We start from the raw sequence: 24,452 nt of genomic DNA on the forward strand, positions 1-24,452 counted from the left end.
ATACCACATTACAAAAACCACAAAGCTCACCTCTCTGGGAGGTGAGCTTTTTTTGTAAGCAGTCTCGCGTAAAGAGTCTAACGCGCCATCAACTGATAATACAATAAGCCCGTAAGCGCGAGTGCGTGACCGATCTTGCAGTCCTTGGCCCATTCAAAGACATCCACCTCGGGCACCACGCGAACCTCAATCTCCTCGTGTTCGTCCCAATCGGTGCCATCGTCATGCAGCTCCACGTTATCGGCAAAGACGACATGGCACTGATTATTTAGAATCGCTGGATTCGGATTACAGTGCCCGATCAGACGGCCGCTTTCTGCGACATAGCCAGTCTCTTCCTGCAATTCACGTAGACCAGCGGTCACTGGATCTTCGCCATCGTCGATGATCCCACCGGGAAATTCCCAAGACAGTGCATCGGTGCCCCAACGGAACTGGCGCACCAAAATCAATTCACCTGCTCGGGTGCGTGCGATCACGATCACCCAGTCGCGTGAGTTAATATAGTAGAACTCCCCCTCGTTACCCTTAGTGGGATGCCGATAGCGACGTGCGCGTAGATCCCAAACTCGGCAAGCCGAGAGTAATTTATCGTCTAATAAATCCCATGTCGCCGGCGTGTGGTCAGACATTACTTAGCAGGGATGTTAATCGTCTGCCCGATCGCTAGGCGACGCGGATCTGCGTTCGGATTCGCATCAAGGATTGCTTGCACCGAGACGCCATGCTTGGTGGCGATTTTGCCAAAATTATCTCCAGCGGCGATCACATACGTCGTGGCGTCGCCAGGAGTCGCAGCTTCAACTGGGTCTCCCTCATTGGATGTCACAGTCGGTGCAGATGGCGTTGGCGCCGGAGCTGGGGCACGAAAGCCTGCAGCGGCAAATTCATTCAGCTTCCCGGCCGTCTTCACGATCTGCTCGCGATTGGCGCTCAATTCAGCAGCAAGTTTCTTGAGATTCCGTTCACCTTCTGAGCTGTAGACCCGTAGACGACCAATGGTCTTCTCCTGCTCTGCAACTTGCGCGGCAAGTTCGGCAATCTGCGTATCATAGCCATTGATAACTTTCTCAATCTTCGCGGAACTCGACGCACTCTCGGAGAGCGTCTCATCGAGCGGATTGAGGCGTTGATTCGCAGTCAGACCGAAATAGAGGCCTGCGCCGCCAAGAACGATACCGAACACTGCGAGTGCAACGGGGATCATATTGTTAGGGGATTGAAGTGCGTCGTCTTCCATAATGGTTGAGCACGCTAAGAGATTTGATGAACTGTGCAAGCAAGGGATACGCAAGGTTGCCACTTAAAGAAAATGCTTCCAACTTAGCGAGAATGTCGAACCAGCCAGAGCCAACAAAGCGTCTTTTCCGCATCCTACTCCTGCTATTTATATCCGCAGTCGTTGGAGCATCCGTGCTCTACTATGCATGGAGTGCGCATCCGGATCTCGAATATTGGCTCGAACTCGGGCGCGCAGGGCAAACTTATCTGTCCGAGCACCCGCTACTACTCATCCTCGCGCTCGCGACACTACCGGGTATGGGTGCCCCACTCACCCCATTATTATTACTCTTCGGCATCGTCATGGGGCCTCGCTTCGGCATGCCCATGACTTGCTTGATTGGCATTGCCACGATGGGCGTATGCACGACATGGACCTACCTACTCGCCTCAGGCCCATTGCGCGGATTCTTGAAAAATCGTCTACTCAAGAAGTGGAAACTGCCAGAGCTATCCGACAAGAGTGCACTACGCTTGGGGCTCATCATACGCATCACCCCTGGCATTCCCTATCCCTTGCAGAATATTGCGCTGGGCGTCATGGGCATGCGCCTGAAGCCCTACCTCATCGTATCGCTCCCGATTCAAAGCCTCTACACCATCGCGCTGATCGTCACTGGCGGCGCACTGTTCGAAGGCAATGCAGGCATCGCTTTAACTGGTGTGCTACTACTAATTGTCATCGTCCTAGCCACTCGCATGCTGCGCAATCGCTCTAGAACACCACAGACCAGCCATGTTGGATAATCTCATCACCCCCGCCTCTGAGCAGGTGCTCAAAGTCACTGAGCTGACGCGTCAAATCAAGGCACAGCTGGAAGGTCGCTTCACTCAGATCTGGGTGCAAGGCGAAGTCTCCAACCTACGGCGCCAAAGCTCGGGACATGTCTATTTCTCACTCAAAGACGCCGGCAGCCAGCTCCCCTGTGTGCTATTTGCCCGCGATGCCGCGCAACAAGGATTCCAGCTCGAAGACGGCATGGAAGTGCTACTATTTGGCAGCCTTTCAGTCTATGCGCCACATGGTCGCTATCAACTGATCGCAAAAATGACCGTCCAGAGCGGCCAAGGCCGACTGCAAATGGAGTTCGAGCGGCTCAAAAAGAAGCTCGCTGCCGAAGGTCTATTTGAAAAATCCCTCAAGAAGCCGCTCCCTACCCTACCTATGCGCATTGCCGTGGTGACTTCGCCCACAGGCGCGGCAGTGCGGGACTTTCTGCGCATCCTTCACCGCCGGAACTATAAAGGCGAAGTCGTGATCTTCCCCGCACGTGTGCAAGGCAAAGGCTCGGAAAAGGAAATCGCCACGATGCTCGAATATGCCGGCGCAAGTAAGGACTTTGACCTCGTCGTGATCACCCGAGGCGGTGGCAGTATCGAAGACCTTTGGGCATTTAACGAAGAAGTGCTCGCGCGCGCCGTCGTCGCTTGCCCGATTCCCGTCATTTCCGCAGTCGGCCACGAGATCGACATCGTATTGACAGACTATGTCGCGGACAAACGCGCCGAGACCCCTTCCGCCGCCGCCGAACTGATCTCTTCGCTCATGATCGAATCGGAGCAACGCCTCGAACAGGCCGAGAGCAACCTACGCTACTGGATCGAGACAGGCATTGCAGAGCGCCGCCAAAGCTTAGACGCACTTCAAGCGAAGATGCACATCATCGCGCCTGCGCGTCAGGTCGAAATGCTCGGCATGCAGCTTGATGATCTGGAGAACCGCCTCAGCCAATCGCTGCAAACACGCCTAACGCGTGAGCGCACAATGCTCGCCCAACAGTCGCAGCGTCTCGCAGAGCACCACCCTCGCATCAAAATAAGTCTCGCACGGCAAGCGCTCGAGAATCTCGACCGCCGCCTGAGCCGAGCCTCGAAAGTGGACATGCATACGAAGAGCGAGCACCTACTACATCTACAGAAGCGCCTAGAAAACGGCAGCTTAAACGCCACACTGAAGCGCGGGTTCGCGATCCTTCAGACCACCGACGGAGCGATTATCAGCAGTGCCGAAAGTGGCCAAGCAGAAGACCAGCTAACCGCTCGCTTAAACGACGGCGACCTCACGTTGAAGGTGCTCAAATAGAGCCACATTTTAGTGCGCCGAAAAGTGCGCTATTTTGAGGAACTGTTCCAAGAACGTCAGGTCTAGAATTGGTGAACACGTTTCATTTTTTAGAATACTGGATTTATTTCGGAACCTTTTTAGTGAAACGCGTTCTGAAATCAGCATAGGTTGGTTTTTTTCATTAAGTTAGTTAGGGTTAGTAAGCAGGCTCGACTCCTTTTATTAGGGGTCGAGCCTCAGCTTTTTTTAGAGGTCACGGCGGCATCAGCAGCACTCTCTGCCGAACTCGAATCGATTTGAATCGGACATCAGACCGTAAAGAAACTCCTAAAGAATAAAGCACTCGAAAAATCGACATAAATTCAGTTTACCTAATAAAATCTAGCCTCTAACGTCCACCGCATATGACCGAAGAATCAGGCGAGCCCAAACCGTTAAAATTGAAACTATCCAGCTCGAGGAGCCAACCGGACAAGCAAAAGAGTGCCCCGACTCCCCAAGAGAGCGCGCCCGTCCTTCCTCCTATCACACAAAAGGCAGATTCTAAGCCCACAGAAACCCTACGGACTGCTAGTCCGCAAGAAACTCCACCGCCCATCGCAGCGACAAAAGTAACTGAGCCAACTCCGGCACCCATTGTAGCAACTCCAGTAGTCGAACCAACGCCCCCCCCCATTGCAGCGACACCTGCGGTCGAACCAATTCCGACACCACCAACGAATCCACCTACATCCGCCCACGAGACTCCACCGCCACTCCCCAAAGAGCAGCCAATCCGCCTCCGTAGCGATGAGCCCAACCCCACAGCAAACAAGCCCATACCGATCCCCTCACCTCCCCCTAAAGACGATCCACTCGGCAGTATTTTAATCGTCGCGGCCCTACTCTTAATACTCGCCGCAGCCGCAGGCGGGATCTGGTATCTCTTCCAAAGCGATCAACCGGAAACCACCGAAGAATTAACGTCAGAAGAGGCGACTCTCAGTAACCCAATTACACGTGCCAAGATTACGATCGATAGCGCGGCGGATCGCATGCGCGAGGACGTGACCGACACTCAAGAAGCTCCAACTGCAGAAGCCGTCACCACCGCGAACGCTGAAGCTGCTACCGTGAAGGCAAGTGATGCTGCCGCCCAAGCTGCTGCTAATGCGAAAGCGGCTGCCGGAGCCGCCGCCAACGAAGCGCTCAAAGAAGCCGTGTCGCAATATCTTCAAAACGTCCACATCGGGGGCCTACGCACCGGAGCACGAGCCCGTATCATGCTCAATGGCGACAATTACAATATAAATGACACTGTCGATGCCGCCACCGGGCTCGTTTTCGTTGGAACACGTGACCAAAAGCTGCTGTTTAAAGATTCGAACGGAACGATATATGTTAAAAGCTTCTGATTGCACTCTCCTCAAAATTACTTTCTTATGTCTATAAATATGAAAGCGAAAGCAATAATCCTCTCTCTTCTAACACTCACCGTAGTCCTCTTTTCAGGCTGCACGACCCCCGTCGCAATCGATCCGATGACAGGGCAACAGCAGACTGCCAAATACAAGGGAGGCTACTTCTACGCGCCGATCGCCGATGACGCAGACGCCGTATTCCTAACTGCAATTCGTGCAATGGATGACATGGGGCTCCTTCGCACTGCCGAGCTCCACAAGAATGACTACATCATGATCTACGCACGTATGGTCGGTGACAAAGAAGTCGTCGTTCGTATCAAGCAAATCGCAGCTGGCGAGTCTCAGATCCGTATTCGCGTTGGCACTCTAGGTGACCTACCACAGTCACAAGTCATCTACGCGAAAATTCGCGACGAGATGTAATTGACCACACAAAACCTTTCCAAACCGCCTTTCCACTTGGATCGGCGGTTTTTTTATGTTCTCTTCACCCTCCTCAAAATCAACTTCCACACACTATCCACATATGAATGCACCATTTACCATTATAGGCGTCGGCAGCCCCATCGTCGATGCAATCGCCCAAGTAGAGAACAGCTTCATAGAGCAAATCGATGGCGATAAGGGCGGCATGGTGCTCGTCGATGCCACAGGAATTAACAAACTACTGGAAGCACTCCCCGCTCAACCCGTCAAAGCTCCAGGCGGCTCAGCCGGCAACACCCTCTTTGCGCTCGCTCGCATGGGCAGCCAAACCAGCTTTCTCGGCAAAACAGGCAACTGCTCCGAAGGTGAGTTCTATCGCGAACAATTCGCTAAGCTCGGCGGCGATTGCGCACGCTTCAAGATCGGAAATGTGCCCAACGGTCAATGCGTCTCCCTCGTCACACCTGATGGCGAACGCACGATGCGCACCAATCTCGGTGCAGCCATGACACTCGCCCCCGAAGAAATTTCGGCCGCCGACTTTGCAGGCTGCAATCACGCCCACATCGAAGGTTACCTCCTCTTTAATGAAGCGCTCATGATGCGCGTGCTCGAATCGGCTAACGAAGCAGGCTGCACCATCAGCCTCGACCTCGCCTCTTTCGAAGTCGTCAACGCCACCAGCGAAATCCTCCCAGATATCTTAAAGAACTACGTCGACATCGTCTTTGCCAACGAAGAAGAAGCCGAAGCCTTCACCGGTATCAAAGGCGATTACCCTGCAATGGCTAAAAAGCTCTCCAGATACTGCGACATCGCAGCAGTCAAAGTCGGCGCACATGGTTCCTACATCGCCCACGCCGGCACCATCACCAAAATCGAGCCAATGCATGCAGCCAAAGTGGTCGATACCACAGGCGCTGGCGATCTCTGGGCGGCTGGATTCCTACACGGATGGTCACAAGGTCAGTCCCTCTTTAAAGCCGCAAAGGCAGGCTCCATTCTCGGAGCCGCCGTCGTCCAAGTCCAAGGCAGCGTCCTTCCGCCGCATGTCTGGGATGACATCATGAGCGCCATCCACGCATAATGCCGACTCCTAATTCCTAATTCCTAATTCCTAATTCTCATGATCACCACTCTCATTGAAGGCATTGCCAAGCGTGCGCGCGCCGCATCGCTCGACCTCGCGACACTCTCCACTGAAGCGAAAAACCGTTTCCTAGAGCAATTAGCAACAGATCTCGTCGAGCAGACCGATGCCATCATCGAAGCCAATGCACTCGACCTCGAAGCGGCCAAGACCAACGGCCTCTCAGGCCCAATGCTAGAGCGCCTCAGCCTAACGGCCGAGCGCATCGCAGCCATGGCCGAAGGCGTGCAACAAGTCGCCGCCCTGCCCGATCCTGTCGGCGCAGAGATCGAGCGCCTTTCACCGCCGAAGGGATTTGATCTGCGCAAAATCCGCGTGCCCATGGGCGTGATCGGCATCATCTACGAATCGCGGCCCAACGTGACCGTGGACTGCGCCATCCTTTGCCTCAAATCCGGCAATGCCTCCATTCTTCGTGGTGGCAAGGAAGCTTTCAATAGCAACATGAAGCTAGCCGAAATCATTCGCGCCGCGCTCAAAGCATGCGACATCAACGAAGATGCTGTGCAAGTCATACCTACCACGGATCGCGCCGCGCTCAATGTCCTACTCAAGCAAGACGACACGATTCACTGCATCATTCCACGTGGTGGCGAGAGCCTCATCCGCTTCACTGTGGAGAATAGCCGTATCCCCGTGATCAAGCACTACACTGGCGTGTGCTCGATCTACATCGATGCCGCGGCCGATCCTGAAAAGGCCGAATCCATTCTCATCAACGCCAAGTGTCAGCGCCCCAGCGTCTGTAACGCCGCAGAAAACTTGCTCGTGCACCAAGACGCCACCGCGCTACTACCACAGCTCGCCAAAGCACTGCACGATAACGGCGTTGAACTGCGCGTCGAAGCAAAGGCCAAAGCCATTCTCAGTGGCACCGGCCTACCACTCGTCGATGCGACTCCCGAAGATTTTGCCACGGAATACACCGATCTTATCATTTCAATCGCCGTCGTCGCCGACACCAAAGACGCCATCGAACTGATCAACAACAACGGCTCTGGACATAGCGACGCGATCATCACCGAAGATGCCGACGCCGCTCGTTTGTTCCTTGCTGGTGTGGATGCATCCACCGTGTATCACAACGCATCGACACGCTTCACCGATGGCTTCGAATTTGGCCTAGGCGCCGAGATCGGCATTTCTACAGATCGTTTGCACGCCCGCGGCCCAATGGGACTCAACGAGCTTTGCACGTATAAATACGTGATCCACGGAAAAGGCGAGGTGCGGTAAGGCTTAGAAGTGATACAGACATTCCTGTCTGTTCCGTAAGAGTCAGTCCCGGTTCTACAGAACAGGCAGGAATGCCTGTATCACTTCACTCCCCCTACGCCTTCGGATCAATATACGGACTACTCGGCTTGCTCTCCGCTTCGGCCATCGCCTTTTCGGTTTTCAAACGCAACTGACCGCAGGCCGCATTAATATCGTGCCCCTTCTCGCGGCGAATCGTCACCGACACACCGCCCTTGCGGAGCACATCTACAAACGCATCTTGGCGGCGCACACTCGGGCGCTTCCACTCAAGGCCTTCCACCTTATTATACGGAATACAGTTCACGTGCGCATGCAGCTCGCGCGCGATCTTCGTCAACTCCTTGGCCTGATCCAGACTGTCGTTGATGTCCTCGATCATAATAAATTCGAGGGTCAACATACGACCGTGCCGATCTTTAAAAGCCTTCGCAGCAGGGATCAGTTCTTCCAACGGGTATTTTTTATTCACCGGCATGATTTGGCTGCGCACCTCGTTCGTCGCACCGTGAAGCGAAATGGCCAAGCGCACTGCCACGCCTTCCTCGGCCAACTGCATGATCCTCGGCGCTAAGCCTGAAGTGGACACCGTAATGCGGCGTGCACCGAAATTCAGTCCCCAATCCGCATTCAAAATTTTAATCGTCTGCACCAGCGACTCATAATTCGCAAGTGGTTCACCCATGCCCATGAACACGATGTTATCGAAGGAAGCGATTTCCTCCTTTGCACGCTTAGTATGCGCATCCTCCATCTTACAGATGTGCATCAACTGAGAGACGACTTCCGCCGCCATCAGATTACGCTTAAAACCAGCCAAGCCCGACGCACAGAATTTACACCCATACGCGCAACCCACCTGGATCGACACACACACAGTCTTGCGCGAGCTCTCTTGCCCCACGCCTGTTTGTGGCGCACGAATCAAAACCGTCTCGATCAGCGCCCCGTCCTCAAGTTGCAACAAAAACTTCTGCGTCACATCGTCCGAGCGCTTATCCAGCAGTGAATCCGTCGGATACATAATGTAATGCTCATCCAACCACGCACGAAACGCCTTCGGCAGATTGCTCATCGCATCCCACTCATCGACGCGCTTCTTGTAGAGCCATTCCATGACCTGCTTTGCGCGGAACGCAGGAAAGCCCGCCGCGACGACGCTCTCTTTCAGACTTTCCAAGGTTTCGCCAAACAGGCTCGGTTTTGCAGGTGTAAATTTCACGAGGGCGAACTTGCACGGATTTTTCAGAATCTCCATCGAAATCTGCCAACTGACACTTCGAGATTGCAAAAATTAGAAAACACACCACCTTAAGTGAACAGATGAGCACTCCATATCCCACCAATCGCCGCATGAAAGATATGGTCGCCAGCGAGCGCCCACAGGAACGGCTCGCCAAACACGGGGCCGAAGCACTGAGCGACAGTGAACTACTCGCGATGATTCTGCGTAGCGGCCCGCACGGCATCGATGTGCTCACCATGTCCAGCGAGCTCATCAACAAAGCCGGCTCGCTCACCAACCTCTTGCGCTGGAGCGCCGCAGATTTTCAAACCATCAAAGGGATCGGCACAGTGAAGTCCCTGCAACTGATGGCGGTGATGGACTTCGCTCGCCGTATTTTAAAAGAAGACGACTCGGTCGAAACGATCTTTGATACACCCGAAGTCGTCGCTCGCCACTTTCGCACCTTGATCGCGGGCAAAGAAGTCGAACATTTCTGGGCGTTGTGCCTCGATCGTAAAAATCGCCTAATTCAACGCATCGAAGTGTCAAAAGGCACGGCCTCATCCTGCTTAGTGCATCCACGTGAGGTGTTCAAAGAAGCCATTAAACTCAGCGCCTCTGCCATCATCGTCGTGCACAATCATCCGAGTGGCGACCCCGCACCAAGTCGCGCCGATATACAAGTGACACGCCAACTCCGCGAAGCCGCCAAAATCATCGGTATCGACTTGATCGACCACATTGTCGTCGGCCAGCGCAATAAAGACCCCCACGGCATCGGGTTTTACAGCTTCAACGAGGCCGGCTTGATTTAGTGACTTCGGCACAGACCTCGAACGCTTAACATTGCCCGTTCGACCTTTGCTCAGGGGCCACTACCTAATAATACTGACGTCTTTAAGTTAATGACTTGCAGCGAATCATAATAGGATCTTTTTATGATTCGGCCGATAACGCTCTGAAAGGTCAGAGCAAACAAGAAAACACTAGCACCCGAAGCTCAATCGACTAGATCAGTCTCATGCATTTATTTGTCACTATAAGGCATCAAACACTCGGATTGTCGCAGATCATATTCTGCATCATTGTAGCACTCGCATTAAACCTAACCACACACGCCACGGCTGCCAGTCGGCTCTTCGAAGATATAAGAGACTCCAGCGTCACGCTACAGAACCAATCAGGAAAAGAGATCCAGTGTAGACTCATACGTTACGACATCAACGAACAACTCATTCAGATTTCGCTACTCGACTCCGATAAAAAAATCTGGATCGCTCCCAAAATCCTAGATGCAGCAAGTCAGAGGATGATATACCACTGGATCATGCAACAAACGATTCATGACTTCATCATGATAAAGGCAGAAACAAAACTAGCCCAAAAAAGCACGAAGTATACCGCGCAACAAACTAGCTTTACCATCGAGCTGCGCAACCTGAGTAAAATCAAGATGAAGAATATGCAGGTGCAATATCGGCTCTATAAGAAATCAGCCGATCATAGCGCGGCCAATGCAGCCAGCAACGGCAGCTCTTCATTACCCAAAGCAGGTTGGACGTTTATCGAAGGATCCAAAAAAGTGACTGAGCTAGAAGCAGGTAAGACAGAAGCCTTCGAGACCTCGAGCATTCCGATTATAAAAAGTAAAGTATCAACCACTTACAGTGTCACCTACCTATCATCGGGGAGCACATACAAAACCGGCGAGAAACATGAAAGCGCCCGAGACAGCCTAAAAGGACTGGCGATGCGCATCAGTTACAACGGCGTGATCATTAAGGACTGGTATAGCGAAAAGGCACTGGAGCATTTTGTGAATTGGTAATGCACGACTAAACCTCCGGCTTTTGCACCGCCCAGAAACGGCAGTCGTCGGAGAAATCATCCACCTCCCGTGACTCGTGCGCGAGCTGCGAGCGCATGACTGTCGCTTCGATCCGGAAACCGACCCGTTCCAGCACCGTTTCCATTTCCTGCACCGAGGGCACGTGCATATAGTGCGCACCATCATCAGTCGTTTCTGTGCGATCACCAAAATCATCGAGCTCGGCAGACTGTTCTGCCTGTTCCCAGCGCTGCTCCTCCTGAATCCAAAAGCTACGGTGCGGCGAGCGATCGCGATCATGCGAGGTAAAGACAAACCACCCGCCTGGGCGAATCACGCGAAAGATCTCACTCAGCGCCTGCTCGCGCTGCGCGGCCTGCGGGATTTGCATCAAGCCATTGAACCCAAAAATCGCGCCATCAAAGACATTATCCTCAAACTCTAGATCCGTCGCATCACACACGCGCAGTGGCATATTGTATTCCAGCAGCGTCGACAGATGCTGCGCTCGCTTGATCATTTCTGCAGAATAGTCCGTCGCCATGATATTCTGATACCCCAGCTCATGCAGGCCAAACGCGATACGCCCCGCTCCACAGCCTAGCTCCAGCAACGAATCCTCCTGCTGGAAAACGCGAGTAAAGATCTTCTCCTCCGACTCCCATAGCCCCAGACGCGCCGCCGCCTTCGCGTAGTGATCCACCACGGATTCAGAATCAAAATATTTGAGCACAGTTTCGCGATCCATGGACTGAGAAAACGGTGTATCCCCACGATCTGGCAACTCTTATCTGGCACGCGGGCGTAGGGGCTTTGCTTGCGAAGACCGCGACAACATAGAAACCTCTCGAAACTTCGCGGTCCGCGCAAGCACGGCCCCTACAATGAGACACAATTCGTCACATCTACGGCTTGCCTCTGGAACTGTTGTCTCCAAAGTTTGACCAAAATCACCACATGGTCGCTTTTATCAAAACCATTACCCTTCTGCTCATTGCCAGCTGCCTAGCAATGGCAGCGCTGCTTGTGCCTGCACACATACGCTCGATCGATCAAAGTGTCATTGAGCTGGCAGGCGCCAACGGCACATCCGTCGAAAACAAACTCTGGGAAGAAGTGAACGCGGCCTATATCGGCCCCGCTCAACGTATCGCCGCAGCCACGCAGATCGAAGCTCCCCTGCTCCAAGCACGCATCGTAGAGCTACTCCAAAAGAATCCGGATTTCTCGCTAACAGGCGGTCCCGATCGCAGTTTTGAAGACTATTTAAAGAGCAGCGTGAATTCACGTCGCGCTGCCGCCGTCATCCCTCAACTCCTGCCACGTGTGGAACGAGCAGCATTGAGCGCCACACTGGCCACATCCAACAACCGTAATATTGCCGCGCTCCTTAACATCCGCGATCTCACCGGCCTGTTACGCTTACACCCAGCGAGCCACGCCGCCGGTGCACCCTACGACTCTGGCGTGCTGACCTTAGCCCTACTCATTGAAGGCGGCCATTTCCAGCCCGCACTCGCTCAACAAATCGGCAACTTAGCCACACTCGCCGCCAGCCGAAATCCCGATGCGGTCATCGCCTGCGAAGACTTTGTCATTGGCACCCTCTCACTCGGCCGACAGCTCGACTACCGCTCGCTCGCCAGCCTCGCCGAGATGACTAAAACACTCAGCGACTGGTCACAAATGGCCTCCCTCTTTCGCGCGCAGCCCGAGCGTATCGACGAAAACTTCACCGCGCTGCTGTTCACACAAGATCCGGACGGACTCTATACCTATCTCGCCGAGCACGACGAAACGGGCAACACTGACATCGACCTAGCTCTGCGCAACGGCTCCGCTGCCGTCAGCAAACTGATCGACTCCGACCTGCCGATCTACCGCCCCAGCACGCTCCCCGCCACCATTTTAACCACTTTAGCGCCCTACCGCCCTGAAAGTTTCGTCGCCATTACACTCCAGCAAAACGCACTCGGTAAGCTACTCAAATTCGCCCTACTCTTCCTCGCCGGCCTCGCCTTTGCCTTTGCAATGGGCAGCGCATGGCGCGCGAGCATCGGCAATATTACGACCGTCTCGCGCACCAACCCGATGGTCATGGCACGCGATATCTTGATCAGTTTGGTCGTCGTCCTCACCATTTGGACTTTCTTTGAGCCCGACATCCTCAAATCACAGGAAACCGCCCCCGACAACACGCCACGGATCGAATTTGCCGTCGCCGACTCACTTTCAGCAATCAAATCACCCGTCAAAGCCATGCAAGAACTCAACCAAGTCACCCTCCTCGTGCTCGCGCTGTTTTTCATCATACAGCTCGTCATCTATTCCTTCGGCTTAATCAAGCTACGGGAAATCTCGAAGCAGCAACTCAGCGCTGACATGAAAATCAAGCTACTTGATAATGAAGAAAACCTGTTCGACTTCGGTCTCTACGTCGGCCTCGGCGGCACCGTCCTCTCCTTGATCCTTGTCGCAGTCGGCATCGTCGAAGCCAGCCTCATGGCCGCATATGCTTCGACACTCTTCGGCATCCTGTTTACAGCGATGCTCAAGGTCATGCACCTGCGCCCCTACCGCCGTAAACTCATCCTCGAAGCCGGTTCTAATGAAGCGCCGTCGACGCTGATGAAAAACATCGAGCTGTAACTTACAGAAGTTAGGAGTCAGGAGCTAGAAGTTAGCTCACATCTACACGACCTCCTAACTACTAACTCCTAAATTCTAACTCCTTTTTCAATGAACAAAACTTTGATGCTCGTCATCTGCGACTTCCTGCTCCTGAGCATGTTGGCGCTCGCACGCTTTGACCCACCGGAGGAAGCACCAGTCGCCACGCTCGACGCGAGCGCATCCTCTGCCAGTGCCGAGGCCGAGTTGATCAGTCTGTTGGAAGAGTCACTGGAATCCGAACTCGAATCGCGCTCCAACCTCAACGAAGACCTAAGCGAAACACGCGAAGATCTCATCGAAAAAGCCCGTATCCTCGCTGAACGCGAAGCCGCATTGGCAGAGACACAGAAGAACCTCGAAATCACTGAAGCCGAAGCGAAGTTGTTAGCCGAAGCCAAAGCCGAGATCGAAAGTGAACAACAGGTGCTCGCCGCAGAGAAGGTAAAACTCGAAGCCGACCGCCAAGATCTGGCCGACAAATTTGAAACCACGCGCACCAAACTCGAAGACGCTAACTCCGAGCGCGTGCAATTGACACAGACCTTGGGTCAACTGAAAGAAGAAAGCTCCGTATCGAAAGAGCGCCTGAGCCAAACTGAGGAAGCCCTCATCGCACGCGAAGTCGCCCTCGCGCAACGCGAAGCCGAACTAAAGGCTGCGAAAGAAGAAACCACACGTCTCAACCAAGAACGTGAAGCGCTCAACCAACGACTCGAAGTCGCACAAGCCGAACGCTCCATGCTACAACAAAGCCTATTCAAGGAGCAGCAGGAAAAGGAACAAGCCATCGCCCACGCCAGCCGCTTAACCGAGAATGTATCTGAACTCGGCGCAGGCGTCACACAGCTGGGCGCGGGCGTCTCGCAACTCGGTGCGGGTGTCTCTCAACTCGGCGCGGGCGTGAACGAACTTACGCAATCCTCAGAGACTATCATCGAAGAGATGGATGCTAGCCGCCCACGCACGATGAGCGAAATCTTCACCCGCTTCCAAAACAACCGTGCGACGATTCGTTTCACTTCCACAGAGAAACCACTCATTGGCAGTCCGGTCACGCGTAACTACGAAAGTAAAAGTATCTTAGTTTCAGACACCACTGGCACCTACCTAGTCACCCACTCGGCAGACACGCCCTTTGCCTTTTCTAAAAATCCAGAGAACTTGCTCGGCGTGCGCATGGATGTGTTGCTCGGCAATCGCAAATTCCCGGTGAACCAGATCGCTTACCTGAGCGCTGACCCTCGCCTGATTTACATCCCACTCCCAAAGGGTTACGTCGAGGCCTCTGGCCTCGAGACGTTTGAACTTGCGCTCCAGCCTGAGCGCTGGGAAGAAGCCGTGCTAGTCAAGAACGACGAAAGTAACTTCGGTCGCAGCGAATTCCGCCGCCTCACCAGCAGCCCGCGCTTCCTCAAAATGGAACGCCCTGCTTTGGGTGAACTGTTTGCCGACTTCGCCTCCTCGCGCGGTGATTTAGCATTCACTAAAAACAGCCAATTCATCGGCGTGCTGACCGACAGCAAACACGCCGTCGTGATCGACGCGTTTCTGGCCAGTGGCATCCAGAACTTAGGTAGTTCCTACACCACGCAGAGCAACGTCACCACTAAGGCGCGCCTGAAGGATCGAGTCAGGAAGCTACCGAGCGAAGTAAGGTAAGGGACGGCGGCAGTCTTCCGCAACTGCGCCCTTCAACACTCCAATGTAGGGGCTTTGCTTGCGAAGACCGCGCAAAGGCCACCTGTGCACGGAGTTTCGTAACGCCTCAAACATTTGCGGGTGCCGCAAGCAGCACCCCTACTTTTCCTTTTGCATTCCTGCCTGTCGCTACGATCTTCACTGCGAACCAGCGTGCGTATCTGACGTAAACGCGGTCTAAAAACCAATGCCATTGCATATTTCCAAACCTTCTTACTTCTCGGGGATAAATATAATCAAAGCCACTGAGTTTTAGCCACAAAAAGGCACGAAGAAGCACGAAAACTAAATAGCAGAAAAGTTTGTGTCTTTTTGTGCCTTTTCGTGGCCATAAAATACGCATGGCTAGAACGTAATCCTATTTAAATTTTGCTAATCTGGTAATATGCAATGGCATTGGTCTAAAGACACGCGCTACCACTTAAGATCCGCAACCAGCCCCCCCCATCCAAACACAAAAAAAAGCCCCCGGTGTGAACCGGAGGCTTTTGAAAGTTTGGAGACTTCGAGCGCTTACTTAGTCGCTTGGTCGAGAAGGTCACCAAGGTTGGTGAGGTCTTCTGTGCCAGTGACGTTATCGAAGGCTTGGCGTTCCTTAGCGAGGTCTTCATCGCTGTAGTTCGCTGCCTTGATCGAGAGACCGATACGACGGTCGTCTTTGTCGATCTTGATAACACGTGCAGTGACTTCGTCGTCTGCGTTAAGCACGTCCTTGATCTTCTCAACACGCTCTTCGCTGATTTGCGAGATGTGCACGAGACCGTCGATGTCGTTGTCGAGTTCGACAAATGCACCGTAGCTTGTGATCTTGGATACCTTGCCCTTGACCATGTCGCCGATCTTGAAGTGTGTTTCAATTTCGTCCCATGGATCGGTTGCAAGCTGCTTCATGCCGAGAGAGATACGCTGTGAATCTGCATCCACGTCGAGGACCAATGCGTCGACTTCGTCGCCCTTCTTGACCATCTCTGATGGGTGGTTGATCTTGCGTGTCCAAGACATGTCGGAAACGTGAACCATACCGTCGATACCTTCTTCAAGTTCGACGAATGCACCGTATGTAGTGAGGTTACGAACCTTACCACGGACGCGTGCACCCACTGGGTAGTTATGGCGAGCCATATCCCATGGGTTGGTGTCGAGTTGGCGAGTTCCGAGGGAGATCTTCTGCTCTTCCTTCTGAACACCGAGAACCACTGCTTGGATCTCTTCACCGATCTTAAGCACTTCGCTTGGCTTGGAGATACGCTTTGTCCAAGAAAGCTCTGTAACGTGGACCAGACCTTCAACACCTTCTTCGATTTCGATGAAGGCACCGTAAGGAACGAGATTAACAACCTTACCGGAAACCGTAGCACCGATTGGGTATTTCTCTTCGATCTTCTCCCATGGGTTGTTCGCAAGTTGCTTCAGACCGAGGGATACACGCTCGCGATCGCGATCGATTTCGATGATCATCACTTCGATCTCTTCACCCTGCTTCACCATTTCTGATGGGTGGTTGATACGACCCCATGACATATCAGTGATATGCAAGAGACCGTCGAGACCGTCGAGATCGACGAATGCACCGTAATCAGTGATGTTCTTGACTTGGCCACGACGTGTGTCGCCTGGCTTCACATCGTCAAGCAGCGCACGGCGCTTCTCCATACGTTGCTCTTCGATGAGCTCACGACGGGATACAACGATGTTCTTACGGTCGAGGTTGATCTTGATGACCTTAAAGTCGTATGTCTGACCGACATATTGATCGAGGTTCTTAGGAGGCTGAACGTCGATTTGAGAAGCAGGCATGAACGAGTCAACGCCGATGCTGACGATAAGACCGCCTTTAACCTTGGAGCGGACACGACCTTGAATGATCGAACCTTCTTCACAGTTCTCGACGATTTTTTCCCAGTTCTTCTTTTGCTCTGCTTTGTCGAAGGAGATAACAGGGTTACCTTCTTTATCTTCGAGCTTTTCGAGAAAGACTTCAATTTCGGATCCGACTTGAAGTTCGCTCATGTCAACGAATTCGTTGGCGTTCACGATACCTTCTGATTTACCACCGATGTCGACGACGACTTCGGTTGGGCGGATTTCGATGATAGTTCCCTTGATGATGGAACCTTCTACGAGGTTGTCTACGGTGCTGCTTTTCAGCAGTTCTTCCATTAGGCTCATATTATATATAAGTTACTGCACGCCGGAGCGGCAGTGTGGTTGAGGTTATTGTTGATATCACCTCTCAAGGCAGAATGCCCATCAACGCGCGGGCGCATCGTGAGAGGAACGCGAAAAGGTAGGCCTGCCCTCCAAGCCTGCAAGCCTAAAATACTAGGTCCGCTGCGACTTCTGGCTCAAAACAACAGCATTTTTACGCCAGTTTCCCAGCTTCATTGAATTCAGACTTTGAACTTTCAGAATTTCTGCGCACAACAAAGCCATGCTCAACGATCAATATAGCCCAGCAGAGGACAATTCCAGCGACGAAGAAAAGCTCGATAAATACTCAGGAAACGTGGACTGGAGCTACTTAAAGCCCCACTTTGAGGCTAACTCCATGATCTACGTCGACCCGAGCCTCGACCTAAAAACCGCAGGCCTAGCCTTTACCAACGACGACCAAGCACAAGTCAAAGCCTGGCTCAAATCTGGCGACCTCGTGCAACCCTGCGAGCTACATGCCGAACACTGGAAGCAGAGCGATACACATTTCAATGCCATGATTGTGCGCCCCTTCGTGCTCGCCCAGCCAATTAGCAAGTCCTAAGAATCCATAAACTATGACAAAACCACATCTAGCCAGCATCAGCCTATTCATCGCCTCACTCGCCACCAGCAGCGGTGCAGAACTCACAAAGCCATCAGTCCTAGGCTGGCAAATGAGCGAAATCACTGCGCCCGATAGCAGAAGCGACTATAATCCCTACTCGAAACTAATACTACCAGACGACCAGCGCTTTGCCATCGTGCAGGCTCGATTCAAGATCGAATGGGCAGATGCTGACAACGAAAAGGAAGAACTGGAGCACAGCTATGCTGACATCGCACTCACCCTAGCAGATGGAACCAATATCGCACCCATCGCATCCATCACCAGCGATGGCCGAATTGACACATTCAGCAAACCAGAGCGCGAAGATATTGAAGCAAAGGAAAGCAGGGGAGCCGAAGAGCTAAGATGGGGAGCGATCTTCATTCTACCGAACTCCACTATCAAACAAGGGGACATCACCTTCATCGACTCGCAATACCCAGTCGAATTCGCCACCACGCAACCTCCACACCCATCCGAACAGATCCGAGTAGAAATTACCTCGACCGACTGGCTCAAAACAAACACCAGTGCCCCTGGCGCAGAGCGACGTATTCCCGATGCCTCATTAAAGCTTGAGTTCCCGGGTAAAGGCCTTTTTCAGGTCGAACTCAACGTGCACGCACTGAAGCCGAACGTCATTGGCGGCGAGAACCGCATGATTTTCAAGCCCTCCGACTTCAGCCTAAAAACTGAACACGGATCCATCGAACCCATCGGCATCCTAGGCTCGCGAGGACAAATCACCCGCAGCACGATCTACAACATCTCTAGAAGATCACTCGAAGACCTCCCAGAGGCATCCACCGACCTCAAACTCCTATTCAAAGCACCAGACACATTTGAACACGGCCAACTGGAGTATTTCGGCAAAGCCATCGCCGAAATCACCGCGCCAGCCGAATAACACACTCCACGTGCAAGCCACTCGACGCATCATACACATCGACATGGACTGCTTCTATGCAGCCGTCGAGATGCGCGAACATCCCGAACTCGACGGGCGTCCGATTGCCGTCGGCGGCGCATCTGGACGCGGAGTTCTGACCACCTGCAACTACGCCGCCCGCGAATACGGCGTGCGTTCGGCCATGCCGGTGTTCAAAGCGCGCGAATTATGCCCGCATCTAGTCATCCTGCCAGTCCGCTTCGAGCTTTACCGAGCAGCCTCCAAGCAAATCCGCAACATCTTCCACTGCTACACAGAACTGGTAGAGCCCCTCTCGCTCGATGAAGCCTATTTAGACGTATCACACCTAAAGCGCCGTGGTGCAGAAATCGCCGAAGAGATCCGCGCCGCAATTTTCACAGAGACTCAACTCACAGCGTCAGCTGGCATCGGGCCGAACAAACTAATCGCCAAAGTCGCGAGCGACTGGAACAAACCAAATGGGCAATGCGTCGTCTCCCCCTCACATGTTGCGAATTTCATGCAAACCCTCCCCGTGCGCCGCATCCCAGGCGTCGGCCCAAAGAGCGCTGCTCGCCTCGCCGAGGTCGGCGTCGAGACCTGTGCCCAACTGCAAGAGCACAGCAAAAACGCACTCGCCAGCGAATTTGGTAGCTTCGGCCTAGAACTCTATAAACTCTGCCGCGGCATCGACGAACGCCCCGTCCTGCCCAATCGCATCCGCAAAAGCCTCAGTAACGAGCATACCTTTACCAAAAATATCGAAACCCTCGAAGACTGCGAAGACGCCCTGCGCCGCCAGCATGGAGAAATGCTAGACGACTTGCGCAACACGGCAGCAGATCGCCAGATAGCCAAAGTCGTGGTCAAATTAAAATTCAGCGACTTCCGACGCACCACTGCGGAAGTCTCCAGCCGCCAACCTGAACTCAAAAGTTACCTGAAGCTCCTACGCGAAGCCTGGGGACGCAGTGGCGAACCCGTGCGCCTACTCGGCATCGGCGTGCGCTTTGCCGAAACACAAGACGGCCCAGAGCAACTAGAGCTCGGATTGTAAACACGGTAGAAGCGCGCTTAGCCACTTGATAGGGCACTAAAAAAGCGGCAAGATGCCGCTTCTAGGTAACAACCCACAAAAATGGCGCACCTCCTACCCCTAAGAAGTGCGCCAACCATTGTCTACTTTATACCTAGCGTAAACGCTAGGATTTATTCTGTTACCCCAAACTCCCTTGCGGGAGAAATTCGTTGTTGATAGATCAAACTAAGATAAAAAATCAGGCCCCCTGCAAGCATTATTTTATAAAAAATGGAGAAACGAATACATCCTATCAAATAGTGCACCTACGCAGGAAAATCCACTGCAAATGCGCCATAAATTCAGAGAAACGACGTATTCGAGCTGACGCGAGCCCCTACTCCAATGACCTTAAAAAAAGCTAGAATACACCCTAGCCTTAAAACAGACACAAAAAATGGCGCACCTCCTACCCCTAAGAAGTGCGCCAACCATTGTCTACTTTATACCTAGCGTAAACGCTAGGATTTATCTGTTACCCCAAACTCCCTTGCGGGAGAAAAGTTGATGCCGAAACAAGGATAAAAAATCTAAGGCCCTGCAAGCATTAATTTAGAAAAACTGAAAAAAAATTTAAAGAACGATTATTTTTAGACAACTAAGCGGCGCAGGGAATACCCCTAAACCCCGCGCCGCACCATTGTCTACTTTATTACCCTATATAACTCCCATACACTGGGAGACTATGAATATATAATAATACAACAGGAATAATGCCAAGTTCCCTGCGGTGTCATTTTTTGCGCGTTTTTTTCTAATCCGCCTCAAATTATCGTATTTTAGATGGCACCGTGGCTCAAATTGACCATAGCTTTTCAGTGCTGACACTTATGAATTTCTCTAAAAATACCGAAGACATCATCGCCGACTTTCGCGGACTCCCGCGCACGGCGACCTACTCTTCGAAACGACCGCCAGTCCAGCTCGACAACATACTCGTCCTGCTCACAGAGAAATACAAACTAGAGCAACCCAGCGCCGAGCGCACACTCGTCGAGCATTGGGGCGAAATTTTCGGCAATCTCGCAGGCCGCTGCAATCCCGTGCGCATCAAAGACGGACGCACTCTCATCGTATCCGTCACCAACCAAACGCTGCGTTCAGAACTTCAATTCCGCAAACGTGCCGTCTTAAAGAAAATTCAAGCACTCCCCCATTGTAAAGATGTCCGCGAAATCGTCATCCGCGGCTAGCAGGCAAATTACCCCTAGAGCTTAATTGACACCACTTCCTCACCAGCAAACTCTAGCGCCACTTTATTTACATGAAAAACTATCTGGATCTCCTTCGCACTGTCCTCGAAACCGGCACGTATCGTGACGACCGCACCGGCACTGGCACCTACTCTATTTTTGGCGCACAAGCGCGCTTCTCACTAGAGCCAGACTTCCCCCTGCTCACTACGAAGAAACTCCACCTGCGCTCGATCATCCATGAGCTACTCTGGTTTTTAAAAGGCGACACCAACATCAAATATTTGAAGGATAATAAAGTCCGCATCTGGGATGAATGGGCAGACGAAAACGGCGACCTCGGCCGCGTATATGGTGCACAATGGACAGATTGGCGCGCCAGCGATGGCAGCAGCACCAATCAGATCGCAGAAGTCATCGACTCGATTAAAAACAATCCAGACAGCCGCCGTCACATGGTGTGCGCGTGGAACCCAGGCGAAATCAAACACATGGCGCTCCCTCCCTGCCATGCGCTCTTCCAATTCTACGTCTGCAACGGCGAGCTCAGTTGCCAACTTTATCAACGTAGCGCCGACATTTTCCTAGGCGTGCCATTCAACATCGCATCCTACGCACTACTCACTCAAATGATCGCCCAAGTGTGCGGGCTCAAAGCCAAGGAATTCGTCCACACTTTCGGCGATCTACACCTCTATGCCAACCACGTTGAGCAAGCCAAGCTACAACTCTCCCGCGAACCGCGCCCGCTGCCGCAGATGAAACTCAACCCCGACGTGATGGCTATCGATGGCTTCACCATCGACGACTTTGAGTTGGTCAACTACGACCCGCACCCAACCATCAAGGCACCGATTGCTGTGTAGCCTTCGGCTAGTGCGAGTGAACATGAGTGACAGTGATAGTGCTTAAATAAATCCAGCTACCCACATGAAATCTTTTAAAGCGATCGCCGCGATGGCGGAAAACCGAATCATTGGCAATCAAGGCGACATTCCTTGGCACCTACCGGAAGATTTTAAATGGTTTAAAAAGACCACGATGGCGGCGATCCTCGTGATGGGACGCAAGACTTACGAATCGATCGGACGTCCGTTGCCGGGGCGCGAGACATTCGTGCTGAGTCGCACTCCACGCGAGATCCCAGGCGTGCATAGTTTCACAGACCTTGAGATGTTGGATCATCTCGAAACCGACAAAACGATCTGGATTGCTGGCGGTGGTGAAATCTACAAGCAGATGCTCCCCCGCTGCAGCGAACTCTACCTCACGCGCGTGCATCGCACCGTTGAGGGTGACGCAGCCTTCCCTGAATTCGAAGACTACTTTGAACTCGCCGAAGTGATCGAAAAAAACGCCGACTTCACCATCGAGCGCTGGGTCAACACGCAATAGACCCTTCACGCATCATAATTTGTGATTCTCAATGGTTCAGGAACTTAGCAGGGGTCGTGCTTGTCTCCTGACCATGAGCTTGTCGAATGGCGCGAACCGCGTAGGCACGAAACATTGGAAAACTTCGCGGCCTGTGGCCTTTGAGCGGTCTTCGCAAAGCAAAGCCCCTACCTCAAAGAGAGAGAGAAATGCACGGAAAGCAGTTTCCACAAATCATGAAGAGCGTAAGCAATAAACGACCAATCGCTACGAGCTCTCGAATTGCTCCTTCACCAGTTTCAGCTGATGCTTAGAGACACGCTTCGCCTGATTGTAGATACGTTTCATATTGTCGATAAATTCCATCTCGACACGAAAAATCACTAAGCGATTCGGGTCACTCAACGAGAGTCGCTCGGCCTGATACTCAAGCGCTTGATCAATGGTCTGCTTCACGACTCCCGAACGCTCTAACACTTGACGCGCAAGTTCCGGATCATCCTTTGCAATGGCATCGGCACATAAGTTCGTCGCTTCCCAGACAGTCCGATACACCGTCGACATTAACGCCCGCATCGCCTGACTCGGCACCACACGCTCCGTGCGCGCTTGATTGACCACATCCACCAACTCGGACTTCAACATACCACTCAGGCTGCGCAGATAATTACTCGCCGTCATCAACAGCAACAATTGCTGACCATCCTTCTGGCTCATCGCCTCTTTGGGCATCGAAGCTAGATACTTCAAAATGTGCTCCGTCAAAACCTCGATATCTTCTTCCTGTCGAGCAATGACATTGAGCTGCTCAGCCTCGGCCTCCCAACCTGCTTGCTTAAAGGCGGCAAACATCGAGTCTATGATCGAGCCGACGTGTCCGATCTCCAACTGCACCCGTTGTAGCGCTAAGCTGGGTGCCTCCAGTAATTCACGATCCAAATACTTCGGCTGAATCACTGCCTTAACCACTTCAGGACGATCCGGCACGATCTTCTCACATAACTTCGCCAACAATCCAGTGAACCAGATCAACACCATTGTATTCGCCACGTTAAAAAACGTATGTGCGTTCGCAATCTGCCGTGGCACTTCAACACTCAGACGCTCTGCCCCGGTCAACGATTCCGCCGCCGGCGAAATCGCTCGAATCAAATCACACAGCTGAGGAATAAAGAACGCCCACGCTGCGACACCGATCACATTAATCAATACATGCGCGACTGCGGCACGCACCGCAGGGCGCGACTTGCCGAGCGCAGCCAAAATCGCCGTCACGCACGTGCCGATATTCGCCCCCAGAGCTAAGGCAACTCCCGCCTCTAGCGTAATCGACCCACCACTCGCCAGAGCAATCGCAATACCCGTCGTCGCAGCCGATGACTGAATCAGCGCAGTGAACACGGCGCCGACCAAGATGCCCATCACGGGATTATTCATCTGAACCATCAAATCCAGAAACGGTTGATAGTCACGTAACGGAGTCATTGCCGCCCCCATCAGCCCCATACCAAAAAAGATCAGCCCTAAGCCCATCACCGTGTCACCGTAATTGCGCGCACGATCCCCCTTTGCAATAAAGCGCACGAGAAATCCAAGCGCCACAGGCAGCAAGGCATACTGCGTCACATTGAAGGCAATGATTTGAGCTGCGAACGTGCTCCCCACATTCGCGCCCATGATAATGCTCACCGCCTGCGTCAACGACATGAGCCCCGCACTAATAAAACCGACCACCAATACCGTCGTCACCGACGATGAATTCAAGATACCAGTGATCAAGGCACCCGAAAACGCACCGGAAAACCGGTTACCCGTCATCTTCTCTAGGAACAGTTTCAGGCCGTCGCCCGCCACCGCTTTAATGGCATCCGACATAATATCCATCCCGAGCAGAAACAGCGCAAGCCCACCAAAGAGCTGCATCCATACCGTGCTCCAAGCGATGTCAACTTCGACGACTTCAAGCTCCTCGATCACCTCAACCGCAGACTCAGGCGCACCAAAAGCGGCAGCCACACAACAAAAAGCCAAACAACACAGCAGAATCAATCGACTGCGTTGCTGCTTTAAGGAACGCATCATAAT

22 protein-coding genes are annotated in these 24,452 nt (G+C 52.9%); 16 read left to right on the forward strand and 6 right to left on the reverse strand.

Annotated features, from left to right (window positions below; all coding sequences use genetic code 11):
- Positions 1–77: 77 nt before the first annotated feature.
- Both GZZ87_RS16800 and GZZ87_RS16805 read right to left on the reverse strand, forming a co-directional pair.
- Entirely contained in the window at positions 78–632 is a 555-nt protein-coding gene (locus tag GZZ87_RS16800; RefSeq protein ID WP_162025404.1) for an NUDIX hydrolase, read from the reverse strand.
- Complete coding sequence (locus GZZ87_RS16805; RefSeq protein WP_162025403.1) at positions 632–1,240, reverse strand: LysM domain-containing protein; 609 nt, start codon at positions 1,238–1,240, stop codon at positions 632–634. The genes GZZ87_RS16800 and GZZ87_RS16805 overlap by 1 nt, the downstream gene beginning before the upstream one ends.
- A gap of 92 nt (positions 1,241–1,332) precedes the next feature.
- On the opposite strand from GZZ87_RS16805, the gene GZZ87_RS16810 reads away from it, so the two are divergent.
- The 6 genes from GZZ87_RS16810 (at position 1,333) to GZZ87_RS16835 (ending at position 7,561) form a co-directional block, all read left to right on the forward strand.
- Entirely contained in the window at positions 1,333–2,028 is a 696-nt protein-coding gene (locus GZZ87_RS16810; protein WP_162025402.1) for a VTT domain-containing protein, read from the forward strand.
- On the forward strand, positions 2,018–3,364 hold the full coding sequence (xseA, locus tag GZZ87_RS16815; protein WP_162025401.1) for an exodeoxyribonuclease VII large subunit: 1,347 nt from the start codon (positions 2,018–2,020) through the stop codon (positions 3,362–3,364). The genes GZZ87_RS16810 and xseA overlap by 11 nt, the downstream gene beginning before the upstream one ends.
- A gap of 386 nt (positions 3,365–3,750) precedes the next feature.
- On the forward strand, positions 3,751–4,740 hold the full coding sequence (locus GZZ87_RS16820; protein WP_162025400.1) for a hypothetical protein: 990 nt from the start codon (positions 3,751–3,753) through the stop codon (positions 4,738–4,740).
- A gap of 39 nt (positions 4,741–4,779) precedes the next feature.
- Entirely contained in the window at positions 4,780–5,172 is a 393-nt protein-coding gene (locus tag GZZ87_RS16825; RefSeq protein ID WP_162025399.1) for a DUF3568 family protein, read from the forward strand.
- 103 nt (positions 5,173–5,275) lie between these two features.
- Positions 5,276–6,262, forward strand: coding sequence for an adenosine kinase (locus GZZ87_RS16830; RefSeq protein WP_162025398.1), 987 nt, complete (start codon positions 5,276–5,278; stop codon positions 6,260–6,262).
- 39 nt (positions 6,263–6,301) lie between these two features.
- On the forward strand, positions 6,302–7,561 hold the full coding sequence (locus GZZ87_RS16835; protein ID WP_162025397.1) for a glutamate-5-semialdehyde dehydrogenase: 1,260 nt from the start codon (positions 6,302–6,304) through the stop codon (positions 7,559–7,561).
- A 94-nt stretch (positions 7,562–7,655) separates the two neighbouring features.
- On the opposite strand, the gene rlmN is transcribed toward GZZ87_RS16835, so the two are convergent.
- Positions 7,656–8,804 (reverse strand): 23S rRNA (adenine(2503)-C(2))-methyltransferase RlmN, encoded by a 1,149-nt coding sequence (gene rlmN, locus GZZ87_RS16840; RefSeq protein ID WP_162025396.1) that lies wholly within the window; start codon positions 8,802–8,804, stop codon positions 7,656–7,658.
- A 101-nt stretch (positions 8,805–8,905) separates the two neighbouring features.
- On the opposite strand from rlmN, the gene radC reads away from it, so the two are divergent.
- Together radC and GZZ87_RS16850 are read left to right on the forward strand one after the other, a co-directional pair.
- Positions 8,906–9,625, forward strand: a complete 720-nt coding sequence (gene radC / locus GZZ87_RS16845) for a DNA repair protein RadC (RefSeq protein WP_162025395.1) — start codon at positions 8,906–8,908, stop codon at positions 9,623–9,625.
- A gap of 245 nt (positions 9,626–9,870) precedes the next feature.
- Complete coding sequence (locus GZZ87_RS16850; protein ID WP_162025394.1) at positions 9,871–10,638, forward strand: hypothetical protein; 768 nt, start codon at positions 9,871–9,873, stop codon at positions 10,636–10,638.
- A 7-nt stretch (positions 10,639–10,645) separates the two neighbouring features.
- On the opposite strand, the gene GZZ87_RS16855 is transcribed toward GZZ87_RS16850, so the two are convergent.
- A complete protein-coding gene (locus GZZ87_RS16855; RefSeq protein WP_162025393.1) occupies positions 10,646–11,386 on the reverse strand; it encodes a class I SAM-dependent methyltransferase in 741 nt (246 codons plus the stop codon).
- A gap of 209 nt (positions 11,387–11,595) precedes the next feature.
- On the opposite strand from GZZ87_RS16855, the gene GZZ87_RS16860 reads away from it, so the two are divergent.
- On the forward strand, positions 11,596–13,287 hold the full coding sequence (locus GZZ87_RS16860; RefSeq protein WP_162025392.1) for a hypothetical protein: 1,692 nt from the start codon (positions 11,596–11,598) through the stop codon (positions 13,285–13,287).
- A gap of 90 nt (positions 13,288–13,377) precedes the next feature.
- The gene (locus GZZ87_RS16865) at positions 13,378–14,970 is read left to right on the forward strand and encodes a hypothetical protein (protein ID WP_162025391.1); all 1,593 of its coding nucleotides are present in this window, start codon (positions 13,378–13,380) and stop codon (positions 14,968–14,970) included.
- A 552-nt stretch (positions 14,971–15,522) separates the two neighbouring features.
- Here the strand turns inward: GZZ87_RS16865 and rpsA are convergent.
- Entirely contained in the window at positions 15,523–17,178 is a 1,656-nt protein-coding gene (rpsA, locus tag GZZ87_RS16870) for a 30S ribosomal protein S1 (RefSeq protein ID WP_244648149.1), read from the reverse strand.
- 262 nt (positions 17,179–17,440) lie between these two features.
- Here rpsA and GZZ87_RS16875 point away from each other — a divergent pair, with 262 nt between their 5' ends.
- The 6 genes from GZZ87_RS16875 (at position 17,441) to GZZ87_RS16900 (ending at position 22,388) form a co-directional block, all read left to right on the forward strand.
- Positions 17,441–17,767 (forward strand): DUF2288 domain-containing protein, encoded by a 327-nt coding sequence (locus GZZ87_RS16875; RefSeq protein WP_162025390.1) that lies wholly within the window; start codon positions 17,441–17,443, stop codon positions 17,765–17,767.
- 13 nt (positions 17,768–17,780) lie between these two features.
- The gene (locus GZZ87_RS16880) at positions 17,781–18,719 is read left to right on the forward strand and encodes a hypothetical protein (protein ID WP_162025389.1); all 939 of its coding nucleotides are present in this window, start codon (positions 17,781–17,783) and stop codon (positions 18,717–18,719) included.
- Between the two features lie 10 nt (positions 18,720–18,729).
- Positions 18,730–19,779, forward strand: a complete 1,050-nt coding sequence (gene dinB, locus GZZ87_RS16885) for a DNA polymerase IV (RefSeq protein WP_162025513.1) — start codon at positions 18,730–18,732, stop codon at positions 19,777–19,779.
- Between the two features lie 851 nt (positions 19,780–20,630).
- A complete protein-coding gene (locus GZZ87_RS16890; protein ID WP_162025388.1) occupies positions 20,631–20,993 on the forward strand; it encodes a DUF721 domain-containing protein in 363 nt (120 codons plus the stop codon).
- A gap of 71 nt (positions 20,994–21,064) precedes the next feature.
- The gene (locus GZZ87_RS16895; RefSeq protein WP_162025387.1) at positions 21,065–21,859 is read left to right on the forward strand and encodes a thymidylate synthase; all 795 of its coding nucleotides are present in this window, start codon (positions 21,065–21,067) and stop codon (positions 21,857–21,859) included.
- Positions 21,860–21,923: 64 nt separating this feature from the next.
- A complete protein-coding gene (locus tag GZZ87_RS16900; protein ID WP_162025386.1) occupies positions 21,924–22,388 on the forward strand; it encodes a dihydrofolate reductase in 465 nt (154 codons plus the stop codon).
- Positions 22,389–22,634: 246 nt separating this feature from the next.
- Here GZZ87_RS16900 and GZZ87_RS16905 read toward each other — a convergent pair whose 3' ends face one another.
- Positions 22,635–24,449: a Na/Pi cotransporter family protein gene (locus GZZ87_RS16905; protein ID WP_244648150.1), complete on the reverse strand. Its 1,815-nt coding sequence runs from the start codon at positions 24,447–24,449 to the stop codon at positions 22,635–22,637.
- Positions 24,450–24,452 lie beyond the last annotated feature (3 nt).

The organism is Lentimonas sp. CC4 (genome assembly GCF_902728235.1).
Lineage (GTDB): Bacteria > Verrucomicrobiota > Verrucomicrobiia > Opitutales > Coraliomargaritaceae > Lentimonas.